Origin of the sequence: Psychrobacter sp. M13 (assembly GCF_030718935.1) — a bacterium.
Classification (GTDB): domain Bacteria; phylum Pseudomonadota; class Gammaproteobacteria; order Pseudomonadales; family Moraxellaceae; genus Psychrobacter; species Psychrobacter immobilis_G.
On the sequence record NZ_CP132194.1, the window covers coordinates 3,039,105 to 3,056,900 of the forward strand.

A 17,796-nucleotide genomic window follows, 5' to 3' on the forward strand; every position below is an offset into this window, starting at 1 on the left:
CAAGATGCAAGACACTACAGGTTTTTACTGTTTTTAGAAATGGAACCCTGCTCCAATCGCAGCGCCAGCATTACCTTGGGTATCTGCTGTACCATTCAACTTCATCACCCAACGTCCGTTGTCAGAGACTCTCGATAGACCGACAGCAACTGCGCTCTCGCCGTTGTAGGTTGCAACACCACCACCAATCATGGAGCGACCTGGTAAGAACGATTGAGGTATTGACGACATTGCCATAGCAGCTGAGATACCAGCGTTAGCGTCATCTCCTACTTCACCTATTTTATAGCCAAGCTCGTTGATGCTGTTATTGATCACATTACCAAAGTTATTTAACTGACCGCCATTTATAGCATCTGTGCTGCCATCAGCGATAACACCATCAGCCACACCAGTCACTACTTTACCACCTGCATTGATGCCAGCCGTCGTGATGCTTGGACCGTCTTTGATAGTCACACCATCATTATTAACGACTGTGTTGCCAGTCTTAACACTACCTTTATCTCCTAAGTCGAGGTTAGGATTGAGATTAAAGCTGATGTCGTTGCTATCAACAGGCTTAGTGACAGTGATGTTGCCATCAGTATTGTTAAAGTCAACGGTGCCGCCATTAGCTACATTTGATGATTTGTCCCCTTGAGCGGTGACATTGAAGCCTTTGTTAGCGCCTGCAACGACATTATTTAGCTGACCGACGTTAACGGCATCGGTGTCATTTTTACCAGCACCGACACCTGTGATGACATTGCCGCCATTATTAAGACCTGCATTGCCTAGAGTCACATCACCTTTGTCACCACCGGTGATGGTTAGACCGTCATTCTTGACTGTAGTATCACCTACGGTTAGGCCGTCACCATTTAGCACGTTATCACCAGCAGTTACACTGTCGACGTTAAGGTCTTTTGATGTTGCAACCTTATAGTCAGTAGAGCCATCTGCATTGGTAGACTTAGTGACAACGATGTTATCACCTTCGGTTACAGTGGATTTGGCTTGAGCGGCTTTGGTGTTAACAGCTTTGATAGCGTCATCGATGGTGTCTTTACCTGTACCGCCAATGTCAGTAGTGGTTACGATACCGCCTACGTTAGTTGCATTACCGCCAATGACGTTGGTAATAGAGCCTGCGGTAGCATTGAGCTGACCACCGTTCACCGCGTCTTTGCTGTCAGGAGCGATAGTGCCGTCAGCAACGTTAATGATTTTGTTGCCACCGTTGTCAAGACCTGTCTGTGAGATTTTGACATCACCAAAGGTTGCACTGTTAAGACCAGTGAGGTCTTTGGCAAGCTGTACGGTTAATCCATTGTTACCATTAGCAGTGATACCAATATTATTACCAGTAAGCTTAGTAGTATCTGTTACGCCACCTGTGATATTGAGCGTATCGCCAAGCTTGCTATTGACAGTCGTACCGCTATCACCTGCAAAATTTAGACCTTTATTCATACTATTATTAGTAGCATTTAACTGGCCGACGTTCACCGCATCGGTGTCGTCTGTGCCTGCTGCAACGTTAGTGATTTTGTTGCCAGCTACGTCCACTTTACTACTGGTAAAGGTTGGGCCACCAGTGATGGTGAGACCTTCTGTGTTGAGTACGCTGTTACCAACGGTCACGCTGTCAAGCTCGGTGAGATCCCGTGCCATGACTAGGTTGAGTTTGCCATCTTTACTGTCAACGCGTAGGTTGGCGCCAGAGGCGGTTGCACTATCAGCAAGCTCGCCTTCGATGCTCAAGGTTTCGTTGAGCTGTTTGGCGATGGTGTCGCCGGTGTTACCAGCAAACTTGAGGCCATCCGCTAAGGTGGCAACCTCTTTGTCGTCGATGACGATGCGGGTGATGCCATCTTTGCCATCAACGCCTGCGCTGCCATCTTTGACGGTGATGGTGCCGTTGGTACCATCTTTGCCAGTGAGGCCGATTGAGCCATCTTTACCATTTAGAACCACACCTGAGATGCCGTCTGCGCCATTAACGCCGATGGTGCCATCTTTGCCAGGTGCGCCGTTAGCGCCTGGGCCACCAACCGTGAGGTCGCTGTTTAAGGCGAAGTCGATTTGGTTATCGGTGACAGTAGTCGTAATACTCTTATCCGTACTCGTGTATTTGACAGTGTCCCCAAGTTTAACGTTATCGTCAGAACCATTATCAGCAGCTATGTTAAAGCCTTTGTTGACTTGGGTGTTGGTGTCATTTAATTGGCCGACGTTCACCGCATCGGTGTCGTCTGTGCCTGCTGCAACGTTAGTGATTTTGTTGCCAGCTACGTCCACTTTACTACTGGTAAAGGTTGGGCCACCAGTGATGGTGAGACCTTCTGTGTTGAGTACGCTGTTACCAACGGTCACGCTGTCAAGCTCGGTGAGATCCCGTGCCATGACTAGGTTGAGTTTGCCATCTTTGCTGTCAACGCGTAGGTTGGCGCCAGAGGCGGTTGCACTATCAGCAAGCTCGCCTTCGATGCTCAAGGTTTCGTTGAGCTGTTTGGCGATGGTGTCGCCGGTGTTACCAGCAAACTTGAGGCCATCCGCTAAGGTGGCAACTTCTTTGTCGTCGATGACGATGCGGGTGATGCCATCTTTGCCATCAACGCCTGCGCTGCCATCTTTGACGGTGATGGTGCCGTTGGTACCATCTTTGCCAGTGAGGCCGATTGAGCCATCTTTACCATTTAGAACCACACCTGAGATGCCGTCTGCGCCATTAACGCCGATGGTGCCATCTTTGCCAGGTTGTCCATTTGCGCCTGGGCCACCAACCGTGAGGTCGTTGCCAAGAGCGAAGTCGACGTTGTTGTCGGTGATGGTGGTGATGATGCTGCCATCGGTGCTGTCATAGGTGACGGTTTCGCCAAGTTTGACGTTGTCCGCGGCGCCATTAGCGCCTGCGATGTTAAAGCCTTTGTTGACTTGGGTGTTGGTGTCATTTAATTGGCCGACGTTCACCGCATCGGTGTCGTCTGTGCCTGCTGCAACGTTAGTGATTTTGTTGCCAGCTACGTCTACTTTACTACTGGTAAAGGTTGGGCCACCAGTGATGGTGAGACCTTCTGTGTTGAGTACGCTGTTACCAACGGTCACGCTGTCAAGCTCGGTGAGATCACGTGCCATGACTAGGTTGAGTTTGCCATCTTTGCTGTCAACGCGTAGGTTGGCGCCAGAGGCGGTTGCACTGTCTGCAAGCTCGCCTTCAATACTCAAGGTTTCGTTGAGTGTCTTGGCGATGGTGTCGCCGGTGTTACCAGCAAACTTGAGGCCATCCGCTAAGGTGGCAACTTCTTTGTCGTCGATGACGATGCGGGTGATGCCATCTTTGCCATCAACGCCTGCGCTGCCATCTTTGACGGTGATGGTGCCGTTGGTGCCATCTTTGCCAGTGAGGCCGATTGAGCCATCTTTACCATTTAGAACCACACCTGAGATGCCGTCTGCGCCATTAACGCCGATGGTGCCATCTTTGCCAGGTTGTCCATTTGCGCCTGGGCCACCAACCGTGAGGTCGTTGCCAAGAGCGAAGTCGACGTTGTTGTCGGTGATGGTGGTGATGATGCTGCCATCGGTGCTGTCATAGGTGACGGTTTCGCCAAGTTTGACGTTGTCCGCGGCGCCATTAGCGCCTGCGATGTTAAAGCCTTTGTTGACTTGGGTGTTGGTGTCATTTAATTGGCCGACGTTCACCGCATCGGTGTCGTCTGTGCCTGCTGCAACGTTAGTGATTTTGTTGCCAGCTACGTCTACTTTACTACTGGTAAAGGTTGGGCCACCAGTGATGGTGAGACCTTCTGTGTTGAGTACGCTGTTACCAACGGTCACGCTGTCAAGCTCGGTGAGATCACGTGCCATGACTAGGTTGAGTTTGCCATCTTTGCTGTCAACGCGTAGGTTGGCGCCAGAGGCGGTTGCACTGTCTGCAAGCTCGCCTTCAATACTCAAGGTTTCGTTGAGTGTCTTGGCGATGGTGTCGCCGGTGTTACCAGCAAACTTGAGGCCATCCGCTAAGGTGGCAACTTCTTTGTCGTCGATGACGATGCGGGTGATGCCATCTTTGCCATCAACGCCTGCGCTGCCATCTTTGACGGTGATGGTGCCGTTGGTGCCATCTTTGCCAGTGAGGCCGATTGAGCCATCTTTACCATTTAGAACCACACCTGAGATGCCGTCTGCGCCATTAACGCCGATGGTGCCATCTTTGCCAGGTTGTCCATTTGCGCCTGGGCCACCAACCGTGAGGTCGTTGCCAAGAGCGAAGTCGACGTTGTTGTCGGTGATGGTGGTGATGATGCTGCCATCGGTGCTGTCATAGGTGACGGTTTCGCCAAGTTTGACGTTGTCCGCGGCGCCGTTAGCGCCTGCGATGTTAAAGCCTTTGTTGACTTGGGTGTTGGTGTCATTCAACTGGCCGACGTTCACCGCATCGGTGTCGTCTGTGCCTGCTGCAACGTTAGTGATTTTGTTGCCAGCTACGTCCACTTTACTACTGGTAAAGGTTGGGCCACCAGTGATGGTGAGACCTTCTGTGTTGAGTACGCTGTTACCAACGGTCACGCTGTCAAGCTCGGTGAGATCCCGTGCCATGACTAGGTTGAGTTTGCCATCTTTGCTGTCAACGCGTAGGTTGGCGCCAGAGGCGGTTGCACTATCAGCAAGCTCGCCTTCGATGCTCAAGGTTTCGTTGAGCTGTTTGGCGATGGTGTCGCCGGTGTTACCAGCAAACTTGAGGCCATCCGCTAAGGTGGCAACTTCTTTGTCGTCGATGACGATGCGGGTGATGCCATCTTTGCCATCAACGCCTGCGCTGCCATCTTTGACGGTGATGGTGCCGTTGGTACCATCTTTGCCAGTGAGGCCGATTGAGCCATCTTTACCATTTAGAACCACACCTGAGATGCCGTCTGCGCCATTAACGCCGATGGTGCCATCTTTGCCAGGTTGTCCATTTGCGCCTGGGCCACCAACCGTGAGGTCGTTGCCAAGAGCGAAGTCGACGTTGTTGTCGGTGATGGTGGTGATGATGCTGCCATCGGTGCTGTCATAGGTGACGGTTTCGCCAAGTTTGACGTTGTCCGCGGCGCCATTAGCGCCTGCGATGTTAAAGCCTTTGTTGACTTGGGTGTTGGTGTCATTTAATTGGCCGACGTTCACCGCATCGGTGTCGTCTGTGCCTGCTGCAACGTTAGTGATTTTGTTGCCAGCTACGTCTACTTTACTACTGGTAAAGGTTGGGCCACCAGTGATGGTGAGACCTTCTGTGTTGAGTACGCTGTTACCAACGGTCACGCTGTCAAGCTCGGTGAGATCACGTGCCATGACTAGGTTGAGTTTGCCATCTTTGCTGTCAACGCGTAGGTTGGCGCCAGAGGCGGTTGCACTGTCTGCAAGCTCGCCTTCAATACTCAAGGTTTCGTTGAGTGTCTTGGCGATGGTGTCGCCGGTGTTACCAGCAAACTTGAGGCCATCCGCTAAGGTGGCAACTTCTTTGTCGTCGATGACGATGCGGGTGATGCCATCTTTGCCATCAACGCCTGCGCTGCCATCTTTGACGGTGATGGTGCCGTTGGTGCCATCTTTGCCAGTGAGGCCGATTGAGCCATCTTTACCATTTAGAACCACACCTGAGATGCCGTCTGCGCCATTAACGCCGATGGTGCCATCTTTGCCAGGTTGTCCATTTGCGCCTGGGCCACCAACCGTGAGGTCGTTGCCAAGAGCGAAGTCGACGTTGTTGTCGGTGATGGTGGTGATGATGCTGCCATCGGTGCTGTCATAGGTGACGGTTTCGCCAAGTTTGACGTTGTCCGCGGCGCCATTAGCGCCTGCGATGTTAAAGCCTTTGTTGACTTGGGTGTTGGTGTCATTTAATTGGCCGACGTTCACCGCATCGGTGTCGTCTGTGCCTGCTGCAACGTTAGTGATTTTGTTGCCAGCTACGTCTACTTTACTACTGGTAAAGGTTGGGCCACCAGTGATGGTGAGACCTTCTGTGTTGAGTACGCTGTTACCAACGGTCACGCTGTCAAGCTCGGTGAGATCACGTGCCATGACTAGGTTGAGTTTGCCATCTTTGCTGTCAACGCGTAGGTTGGCGCCAGAGGCGGTTGCACTGTCTGCAAGCTCGCCTTCAATACTCAAGGTTTCGTTGAGTGTCTTGGCGATGGTGTCGCCGGTGTTACCAGCAAACTTGAGGCCATCCGCTAAGGTGGCAACTTCTTTGTCGTCGATGACGATGCGGGTGATGCCATCTTTGCCATCAACGCCTGCGCTGCCATCTTTGACGGTGATGGTGCCGTTGGTGCCATCTTTGCCAGTGAGGCCGATTGAGCCATCTTTACCATTTAGAACCACACCTGAGATGCCGTCTGCGCCATTAACGCCAATGGTGCCATCTTTGCCAGGAAGTCCGTTAGCGCCTGGGCCACCAACGGTGAGGTCGCTGCCTAAGGCGAAGTCGACGTTGTTGTCGGTGATGGTGGTGATGATGCTGCCATCGGTGCTGTCATAGGTGACGGTTTCGCCAAGTTTGACGTTGTCGTCAGCGCCATTGGCGCCTGCGATGTTAAAGCCTTTGTTGACTTGGGTGTTGGTGTCATTTAATTGGCCGACGTTCACCGCATCGGTGTCGTCTGTGCCTGCTGCAACGTTAGTGATTTTGTTGCCAGCTACGTCCACTTGACTACTGGTAAAGGTTGGGCCACCAGTGATGGTGAGACCTTCTGTGTTGAGTACGCTGTTACCAACGGTCACGCTGTCAAGCTCGGTGAGATCCCGTGCCATGACTAGGTTGAGTTTGCCATCTTTGCTGTCAACGCGTAGGTTGGCGCCAGAGGCGGTTGCACTGTCTGCAAGCTCGCCTTCGATGCTCAAGGTTTCGTTGAGCTGTTTGGCGATGGTGTCGCCGGTGTTGCCGGCAAACTTGAGGCCGTCCTCTAAGGTGGCAACCTCTTTGTCGTCGATGACGATGCGGGTGATGCCGTCAACGCCGTCAACCCCTGGGGTGCCATCTTTGACGGTGATGGTGCCGTTGGTGCCATCTTTGCCAGTGAGGCCGATTGAGCCATCTTTACCATTTAGAACCACACCTGAGATGCCATCTGCGCCATTAACGCCAATGGTGCCATCTTTGCCAGGAAGTCCGTTAGCGCCTGGGCCACCAACGGTGAGGTCGCTGCCTAAGGCGAAGTCGACGTTGTTGTCGGTGATGGTGGTGATGATGCTGCCATCGGTGCTGTCATAGGTGACGGTTTCGCCAAGTTTGACGTTGTCGTCAGCGCCGTTAGCGCCTGCGATGTTAAAGCCTTTGTTGACTTGGGTGTTGGTGTCATTTAATTGGCCGACGTTCACCGCATCGGTGTCGTCTGTGCCTGCTGCAACGTTAGTGATTTTGTTGCCAGCTACGTCCACTTGACTACTGGTAAAGGTTGGGCCACCAGTGATGGTGAGACCTTCTGTGTTGAGTACGCTGTTACCAACGGTCACGCTGTCAAGCTCGGTGAGATCCCGTGCCATGACTAGGTTGAGTTTGCCATCTTTGCTGTCAACGCGTAGGTTGGCGCCAGAGGCGGTTGCACTGTCTGCAAGCTCGCCTTCGATGCTCAAGGTTTCGTTGAGTTTCTTGGCGATGGTGTCGCCGGTGTTGCCGGCAAACTTGAGGCCGTCCTCTAAGGTGGCAACCTCTTTGTCGTCGATGACGATGCGGGTGATGCCGTCAACGCCGTCAACCCCTGGGGTGCCATCTTTGACGGTGATGGTGCCGTTGGTGCCGTCAGCGCCCGTGAGGCCGATTGAGCCATCTTTACCATTTAGAACCACACCTGAGATGCCATCTGCGCCATTAACGCCAATGGTGCCATCTTTGCCAGGAAGTCCGTTAGCGCCTGGGCCACCAACGGTGAGGTCGCTGCCTAAGGCGAAGTCGACGTTGTTGTCGGTGATGGTGGTGATGATGCTGCCATCGGTGCTGTCATAGGTGACGGTTTCGCCAAGTTTGACGTTGTCGTCAGCGCCATTGGCGCCTGCGATGTTAAAGCCTTTGTTGACTTGGGTGTTGGTGTCATTTAATTGGCCGACGTTCACCGCATCGGTGTCGTCTGTGCCTGCTGCAACGTTAGTGATTTTGTTGCCAGCTACGTCCACTTGACTACTGGTAAAGGTTGGGCCACCAGTGATGGTGAGACCTTCTGTGTTGAGTACGCTGTTACCAACGGTCACGCTGTCAAGCTCGGTGAGATCCCGTGCCATGACTAGGTTGAGTTTGCCATCTTTGCTGTCAACGCGTAGGTTGGCGCCAGAGGCGGTTGCACTGTCTGCAAGCTCGCCTTCGATGCTCAAGGTTTCGTTGAGCTGTTTGGCGATGGTGTCGCCGGTGTTGCCGGCAAACTTGAGGCCGTCCTCTAAGGTGGCAACCTCTGTGTCGTCGATGACGATGCGGGTGATGCCGTCAACGCCGTCAACCCCTGGGGTGCCATCTTTGACGGTGATGGTGCCGTTGGTGCCGTCAGCGCCCGTGAGGCCGATTGAGCCATCTTTACCATTTAGAACCACACCTGAGATGCCATCTGCGCCATTAACGCCAATGGTGCCATCTTTGCCAGGTTGTCCATTTGCGCCTGGGCCACCAACCGTGAGGTCGTTGCCAAGAGCGAAGTCGACGTTGTTGTCGGTGATGGTGGTGATGATGCTGCCATCGGTGCTGTCATAGGTGACGGTTTCGCCAAGTTTGACGTTGTCGTCAGCGCCATTGGCGCCTGCGATGTTAAAGCCTTTGTTGATAGTTTCATTAGAAGCTGTTAGCTGATCAACGTTGACTGCATCAGTTCCTGCAACCCCTGTAGCGACATTGGTGATAACTTTGCTACCGGCATCAATACCGCTGGTGGTGATGCTTGGGTTGCCTGCACCTAAGGTGAGACCTGTGTTAGTTAAGATGCTGTCACCAGCAGTAAAGCTGTTTGCGGTGACGGTGTCAACGGTGAGGTCTTTATTCAGTGCAAAGTCAACGACGTTGCCCGTTTTGCTGACGGTGATGTTAGTTTCACCATTAGCAGTGCCGATGTCTACGGTGTCGCCCGCTTTGATTGCACCTGTATCAGTGCCATTACTCTCAAGGTTGAAGCCACCTTGTAAGGTTGTGATGTCACCTGCATTTTTGGTGATGTTTTTGGTGTTGTTGGTGACGTTGGTGTTGGTAGTATTGAGCTGGCTACCGTTAATAGCGTCTTTAGAATCTTTGCTGATGTCGCCATCTGCTACATTGGTAATTTTGTTGCCAGCAACGTCCACTTGACTGGTGGTAAAGGTCGGACCACCGGTGATGGTGAGGCCATCGTTGTTTAATACGCTATTGCCTGTGGTGACGCTAGCTAAGCTGATATTCTGCTTAACTGAGATCTTAACGCCACCTGCCTCCTCGGTTAGGTCTATGTTGTCGCCGGTGACGAAGTTAGCAGTGTTGTCATTTTTAGTTAAGGTCTTGACGTTTTGACCATCAATTTGGGTAACGACTGACTGTAGTGAGCTATCGGCTTTATCTAAGCTGTCTTTGGTGTCTTTGCCTAAGGCTACTTGATAGTCGGTAACGTTGTTAGCATCTTTGGTGCCTTTGGTGACGGTAAGGGCGTCATTATCCGCTGAGCTGACACTTGTGCCATCTGCATTGACGGTGTAAGTGGTCTTGTTGCCATCAACTTTTGTAGCAACGCTCGCATTGGTGCCGCCCTCTACTACTGCGCTGCCTACTCCTGAGGCAAGGTCATTTAACTGACCGACGTTAACAGCATCATTGATATCAATACCTGCAGCGACGTTAGTAATAACTTTGTTGCCAGCGTTGATGCCATCTTTGGTTATACTAGGACCATTAGCAATGCTTAGACCGTTAGTGTTGATTAAGGTATTGCCAACGTTTACTTGGTTGGCATCTACGCTATTGACGGTGATGTCATCAGCTAGGTTGTAGTTGATTTTGTTGTCACTAACGCTTGCAACTAAATTGCCATCAGTGTTGGAAAAGTCAACGGTCTCGCCAAGCTTGACGTTGTCTGCATTAATTTGGCTACCATTGGCAGTGATGTTAAAGCCTTTGTTAACTTGCGTGTTAGTGTCATTCAACTGGCCGACGTTCACCGCATCGGTGTCGTCTGTGCCTGCTGCTACATTGGTAATTTTGTTGCCAGCAACGTCCACTTTACTGGTGGTAAAGGTCGGACCACCGGTGATGGTGAGGCCATCGTTGTTTAGTACGCTGTTGCCTGTGGTGACGCTAGCTAAGCTGATATTCTGCTTAACTGAGATCTTAACGCCACCTGCTTCATCGATTAGGTCTATGTTGTCGCCGGTGACGAAGTTAGCAGTGTTGTCATCTTTAGTTAGGGTCTTGACGTTTTGACCATCGATCTGGGTGACGACTGACTGTAGTGAGCTATCGGCTTTATCTAAGCTGTCTTTGGTGTCTTTGCCTAAGGCTACTTGGTAGTCGGTAACGTTGTTAGCATCTTTGGTGCCTTTGGTGACGGTAAGCGCACCATTATCCGCTGAGCTGACACTTGTGCCATCGGCATTGACGGTGTAAGTGGTCTTGTTGCCATCAACTTTTGTAGCAACGCTCGCATTGGTGCCGCCCTCTACTACTGTGTTGCCTATGCCTGCGGTAATGCCTTTTAGCTGATCAACGTTGACCGCGTCAGTTCCTGCGACCCCTGTGGCTACATTTGAAATAACTTTGCTACCGGCATCAATACCGCTGGTGGTGATGCTTGGGTTGCCTGCACCTAAGGTGAGGCCTGTGTTAGTTAAGATGCTGTTACCAGCAGTAAAGCTGTTAGCGGTGACGGTTTTAACGGTGATGTCATCAGCTAAGTCATAGTTAATAGTGTTGTCAGCGGTTTTAGTAACCACTAAATTATTATCGTCATTAGTAAAATCGACAGTCTCACCAAGCTTGACGTTGTCTTTGTTCTGACCTTCAGCTGTGATATTGAAGCCTTTGTTAACGGCTTGGTTTGTGTCGAATAACTGGCTGCCATTGATGGCATCAGTGCTATCTGCGCTGATTTCACCATCTGCTACTCGGATAATTTTATTATTACCGTTATCCAGACCAGTATTAGTTAAGCCAACCGATTGGTTTGGACCGAAAGGCGCTGCAATGACCAAACCATTTTTGTCTAAAACAGTATTACCGATAGTCAAATTACCTGACTCAGTAAGATCAACATTTTTTGCTAACTGCACAGTTAAAGTGTTGTTTGCATCATTAGCAATAACACCAACATTACCAGTAGTTAGAGTACTTAGATCAACAGCATCACCTTTTATAGTGATTTTCTCACCAGATTTGCGATTGATAATTACGTTAGTATTATCACCGGCAAAATCTATTCCTTTGTTCAGGTTATTATTAAGTGCACCTAACTGCTCTTGAGTAGCCGCTTGTCCACCTGTGTAATTCTTTGTAGGATCAAAATCAGTATTAGTTAAACCAGAGATAGTACCTGTCGTACCATCAACCTTAACAGGATTCCCATTTGGTGATGCCTGACCTACAGTGATAATGTTGCCTAAGCCTAGTTGCACGCCGTCTTTAGTCGTCGTTGAGGTGATGTTGTCGTCACCTTTAACATTGATGGTGTCACCTAGCTCATATTTATTGGCTGTGCTGCCATCACCAAACTTAATACCTTTAGCAATATCAGTAGTATTAGTACCTACTTGCGTTAGGGTGTCTTTAGTCTTTTGACCTAAAGCGACTTGGTAGTCGGTATCGTTGTTAGCATCTTTAGTGCCTTTGGTGACAGTAAGGGCGTCATTATCCGCTGAGCTTACTGTGGTGCCATCTGCATTGACGGTGTAAGTGGTTTCATTACCATCAACTTCTGTGACAACGCTTGCATTGGTGCCGCCTTCAACGACTGTTTTACCTATGCCTGCGGTGATGCCTTTTAGCTGATCAACGTTGACTGCATCAGTTCCTGCAACCCCTGTGGCGACATTGGTGATAACTTTGCTACCGGCATCAATACCACTTGTGGTGATGCTTGGGTTGCCTGCGCCTAAGGTTAGGCCTGTGTTAGTTAAGATGCTGTTGCCAGCAGTAAAGCTGTTTGCGGTGACGGTGTCAACGGTGAGGTCTTTATTCAGTGCAAAGTCAACGACGTTGCCTGTTTTGCTGACGGTGATGTTAGTTTCACCATTAGCAGTGCCGATGTCTACGGTGTCGCCCGCTTTGATTGCACCTGTATCAGCACCATTACTCTCAAGGTTGAAGCCACCTTGTAAGGTTGTGATGTCACCTGCGTTTTTGGTGATGTTTTTGGTGTTGTTGGTGACGTTGGTGTTGGTAGTATTGAGCTGGCTACCATTAATAGCGTCTTTAGAATCTTTGCTGATGTCGCCATCTGCTACATTAGTTAAGGTAACGGTATCAGTGGCACCTGTGCCACCTAGGGTTACGCTGGTTTTGTCAGCATTGTCATACTGTACTGAGTTGTCTGCTTTATCTAAGCTGTCTTTGGTCTTTTGACCTAAAGCGACTTGGTAGTCGGTATCATTGTTAGCATCTTTGGTGCCTTTGGTGACGGTAAGGGCGTCATTATCCGCTGAGCTTACTGTGGTGCCATCTGCATTGACGGTGTAAGTGGTTTCATTACCATCAACTTCTGTGACAACGCTTGCATTGGTGCCGCCTTCAACGACTGTTTTACCTATGCCTGCGGTGATGCCTTTTAGCTGATCAACGTTGACTGCATCAGTTCCTGCAACCCCTGTGGCGACATTGGTGATAACTTTGCTACCGGCATCAATACCACTTGTGGTGATGCTTGGGTTGCCTGCGCCTAAGGTTAGGCCTGTGTTAGTTAAGATGCTGTTGCCAGCAGTAAAGCTGTTTGCGGTGACGCTACCTACAGTAATGTCATTTGCAAGATCGTAGTTAATAGTGTTATCAGCGGTTTTAGTAACTACTAAATTATTATCGTCATTAGTAAAGTCAACAGTCTCGCCAAGCTTGACGTTGTCTTTGTTCTGACCTTCAGCACTGATGTTGAAACCTTTAGCAATATCAGTAGTGTTAGTACCTACTTGCGTTAGGGTGTCTTTAGTCTTTTGACCTAAAGCGACTTGGTAGTCGGTATCATTGTTAGCATCTTTGGTGCCTTTGGTGACAGTAAGGGCGTCATTATCCGCTGAGCTTACTGTGGTGCCATCTGCATTGACGGTGTAAGTGGTTTCATTACCATCAACTTCTGTGACAACGCTTGCATTGGTGCCGCCTTCAACGACTGTTTTACCTATGCCTGCGGTGATGCCTTTTAGCTGATCAACGTTGACTGCATCAGTTCCTGCAACCCCTGTGGCGACATTGGTGATAACTTTGCTACCGGCATCAATACCGCTGGTGGTGATGCTTGGGTTGCCTGCGCCTAAGGTGAGGCCTGTGTTAGTTAAGATGCTGTCACCAGCAGTAAAGCTGTTTGCGGTGACGGTGTCAACGGTGAGGTCTTTATTAAGTGCAAAGTCAACGACGTTGCCTGTTTTGCTGACGGTGATGTTGGTTTCACCATTAGCAGTGCCGATGTCTACGGTGTCGCCCGCTTTGATTGCGCCTGTATCAGTGCCATTACTCTCAAGGTTGAAGCCACCTTGTAAGGTTGTGATGTCACCTGCGTTTTTGGTGATGTTTTTGGTGTTGTTGGTGACGTTGGTGTTGGTAGTATTGAGCTGGCTACCATTAATAGCGTCTTTAGAATCTTTGCTGATGTCGCCATCTGCTACATTGGTAATTTTGTTGCCAGCAACGTCCACTTTACTGGTGGTAAAGGTCGGACCACCGGTGATGGTGAGGCCATCGTTATTTAATGCGCTATTGCCTGTGGTGACGCTAGCTAAGCTGATATTCTGCTTAACTGAGATCTTAACGCCACCTGCCTCCTCAGTTAGGTCTATGTTGTCGCCGGTGACGAAGTTAGCAGTGTTGTCATCTTTAGTTAAGGTCTTGACGTTTTGACCATCAATTTGGGTAACGACTGACTGTAGTGAGCTATCGGCTTTATCTAAGCTGTCTTTGGTGTCTTGACCTAAGGCTACTTGATAGTCGGTAACGTTGTTAGCATCTTTGGTGCCTTTGGTGACGGTAAGGGCGTCATTATCCGCTGAGCTTACTGTGGTGCCATCGGCATTGACGGTGTAAGTGGTCTTGTTGCCATCAACTTTTGTAGCAACGCTCGCATTGGTGCCGCCCTCTACTACAGTTTTACCTAGACCTGCGGTAAAGGATTTAATATCGCCAATATTCGCAGCATTGGTGTCTACATTGCCACCGCTTGCGACGTTAGTGATCTTGTCACCACCAACACTTAAGCCATTAGCCGTGCTGGTTAAGACCGTGTTGTTGGTCGCATTGCCTATGGTCACTTGATTGACACTGATGTCTTTAGCTAGATCATAGTTGATGGTGTTGTTAGCGGTTTTAGTGACCACTAAGTTGTTGTCATCATTAGTAAAGTCGACGGTCTCACCAAGCTTGACGTTGTCTTTGTTCTGACCTTCAGCTGTGATGTTGAAACCTTTGTTGACGGTTTCAGAAACATTGGTAATTGATTGATTAGTGGCGTTGAGTTGACTGCCATTAATGGCATCAGTGCTATCTGCGCTAATCTTACCGCTAGCCACATTTTTGATTTGACGCTCAGAACCCTTGGAGCCTACAGAAACTTGAGCGCCAGTATCACCGTCTTCGACACTGCCCGCAAAATTGTATTTAACGCCATTAATAGTAACTGACTTCTCAGAGGTCGCATCGCCATCGGTGGTTGAACCTGCACCTAATGCAACTGAGCCCTTTTTGGTCGCTTTAGAAGCTACACCAAATGCAGATGAGGCGTCGCCACTTGCTTCAGCACGAGTACCAAAAGCCGTAGACAAAGCACCTGACGCTGCAGACTGTACACCAATAGTAATTGCGCCAGCACCTGAAGCTTTAGCTGGTGTATAAAGATTACTGGTATCAACTAAGTCTTTGCCACCAGAGTATTCTTTAAATAGAGCGTTTACAGTGCCGCCATTCAGGGCGCTTGCCGCGGTGCTACCATTTGTATTTGTTCTTGAAGCATCGTTTAGATCGTCGCCACCTATTGCTATAGATGAATTACCTGCTGAGACAGTGTTGGCACCAATAGCAATGGACTGGTTACCACTAGAGGTTGTTGGTGCTGAGTCACTTAGATTATCCTGAACACCACCGATAGCGATAGACTGTTGGCCTGAGGCTACAGAGTTATTACCAATAGCTACGCTGTTGACACCTTGACCTGTGGCACCGCCACCGATAGCAACGGTGTTTGTTCCAGCAGCAGTGGTATCTTTACCTATAGCAATGGCATTCGTACCCGTTGCGCCTTTGTTATCTGCGTTGCCACCACCTGTAGAGTTTACACTGAAGTATTTAACTGATCCGCCGCCCGATATAATAGCAGCATTAAGCTGGCTTAAGTTGACCGCATCTTTATCATTAGTACCGTTGGCGACATTGGTAATCTTGTCGCCACCGACACTCAAACCATTAGCCGTACTGGTTAAGACCGTGTTGTTGGTCGCATTACCTATGGTGACTTGATTGACACTGATGTCTTTAGCAAGATCATAGTTGATGGTGTTATTAGCAGTTTTAGTGACAACTAGATTATTGTCGTCATTAGTGAAGTCAACGGTCTCGCCAAGCTTGACGTTGTCTGAGTTTTTGCCCTCAGCGCTGATGTTGAAGCCTTTAGCGATAGTGTTGGTGTTATTGCTAATGTTAGTTGTGTTGTTCTTGATGTTGGTAGTGTTAGTACCCACTTGCGTTAAGGTGTCTTTGGTCTTTTGACCTAAGTCAACTTTATAGTCGGTGACGTTGTTAGCATCTTTAGTGCCAGCGGTAACGGTAATCGCATCATTATTTGCTGAGCTAACTTTAGTACCATCAGCATTGACGGTATAAGTGGTCTCATTACCGTCAACTTTTGTGGCGACGCTTGCATTGGTGCCACCTTTTACAACTGTTTTGCCAAGACCTGTAGTGAAAGACTTAATATCGCCGATATTTGCGGCATTAGTGTCTACATTACCACCACTCTTCACATTGGTGATTTGGTTGCCACCGTTATTTAGACCATTATTAGTCAAGTTAACGTTTTGATTAGGGCCACCTGCAATATTAATACCCGCATTGTTAACGACGGTGTTGCCAATCTTAAGATGACCGTCTTTGGTAAGGTCAATCTTTTTAGAGAGCTTAATGGTTAGGGTGTCATGACCGTCAGCGACCACTCCGATATTATTATCGGTTAGATTAGTAGCACCACCTTCAATCTTTAAGGTCTGACCTAATTTGCGATCAACATTATTGCCAGTATCACCAGCAAAAGTAATTGGCTTTTTAGTGGCTGAAGATAGTTCATGAGCGACTGAATATAGTTGGCTACCATTGATAGCATCAGTGCTGTGCGCATTGATATTACCTGCGGCGACGTTTTTGAGTTGACGTTCATTACCTGCACTACCAAAGGATACCTGATCGCCCGCATGAATATCTTTTGAACCAGCAAAATCGCCAAAAGTCACATCACCGACTTTGGCACTACTAACACTATTAGCATCTTTATCCGTAACAGAGCCTGCTCCAATAGCAACTGAACCGTGTTTGGTCGCTTTTGCCGCCTTACCAAGAGCAGTAGCATAGTTTGCTGATGCCTCAGAGTATGAACCAATAGAAGTAGAGCCATATTCTTTCGCTTTTGCCTTATAACCAGAAGCGGTAGCATATTTTTCTAACGCCTCAGATTGTGCTCCAATTGCGGTAGAAGCGTATGCTTTTGCTTTTGCTATCTTACCGAAGGCTGAAGCATACTGGTCTGTCGCTTCAGAGTAGGCGCCAACTGCGGTAGCACCATGGCCCCTCGCTTTGGCGTCTTTGCCTATTGCAACACCGTAATCACCAGAGCTGGCGCCATAACCACAAGTCACCGCAGTAGTTCCTATACAATAGGAATTATTATAGGTTGCGCTAGCTTGCATACCGAACCCTGAGGCTGCCAGTCCTGCACATATCGCACTCAGACGTAATGCGTTACTATTTGAGTTGATGACATCCAAAGCGTTAGCACCTGAACTGACCGCTCCGCTTGATGACTTACCTTGGCTCTTGGCATACTCTGCAACAGCAGTGAAGCAGCCTAATGAGCGATTCCAAACAACTTTATAATTACGATTCATGAGAGTGCTCCCTGTGTATTCAAACGTTTGTATTAGTTAATGAGCAAATGCGTTTAGCGAATGAGTGAGCTCTAAAAAATGAGCTAAATTGGTAACGAATGGTTCAATAATTAGTTGAATATGTGATTTCTTGTAAGTTATATATAATGTTAGTTAGAAAGACCAACCATATCAATGTCACCCATATGAGATTTAATACCGCTTGTCTAATTAAAATATGAATAGATAGTCGCAAGCTTAAAATTTTACTCATTTTGACTATTACTGACTTAATTTATAAACAATTGTCTTTTAAATTATAAAAACATCCTATTGTGGGTGGGCTTATTTTTATGCTGCCTGATGATCGAATCACTGTAGAGTAAAAGATCTATTTATTAGAAACATTTAACTGTTTTTATAATTTTTTTGTAGCATCATGCTTGTAAGACTGTTAAAAAAAATAGTAAACATTATTACAAACATGCATTTAGCTAAAATATCAATACTTTACGATTCAATTTAATAGAAATAACATTCCTTTTCTGAGTCACTGACTACTGTTCA

At 48.7% G+C, this 17,796-nt stretch carries 1 protein-coding gene; it reads right to left on the reverse strand.

Features of this window, described 5'->3' with window-relative positions; all coding sequences use genetic code 11:
* Positions 1 to 33: 33 nt before the first annotated feature.
* A complete protein-coding gene (locus Q9G97_RS12915) occupies positions 34 to 17,250 on the reverse strand; it encodes a YadA-like family protein (RefSeq protein ID WP_305899136.1) in 17,217 nt (5,738 codons plus the stop codon).
* Between the last annotated feature and the right edge of the window lie 546 nt (positions 17,251 to 17,796).

Bases quoted from the DNA above. Each gene is read 5' to 3' on its own strand.
- Q9G97_RS12915 (WP_305899136.1), bottom strand. From the start codon at position 17,250: ATGAATCGTAATTATAAAGTTGTTTGGAATCGCTCATTAGGCTGCTTC.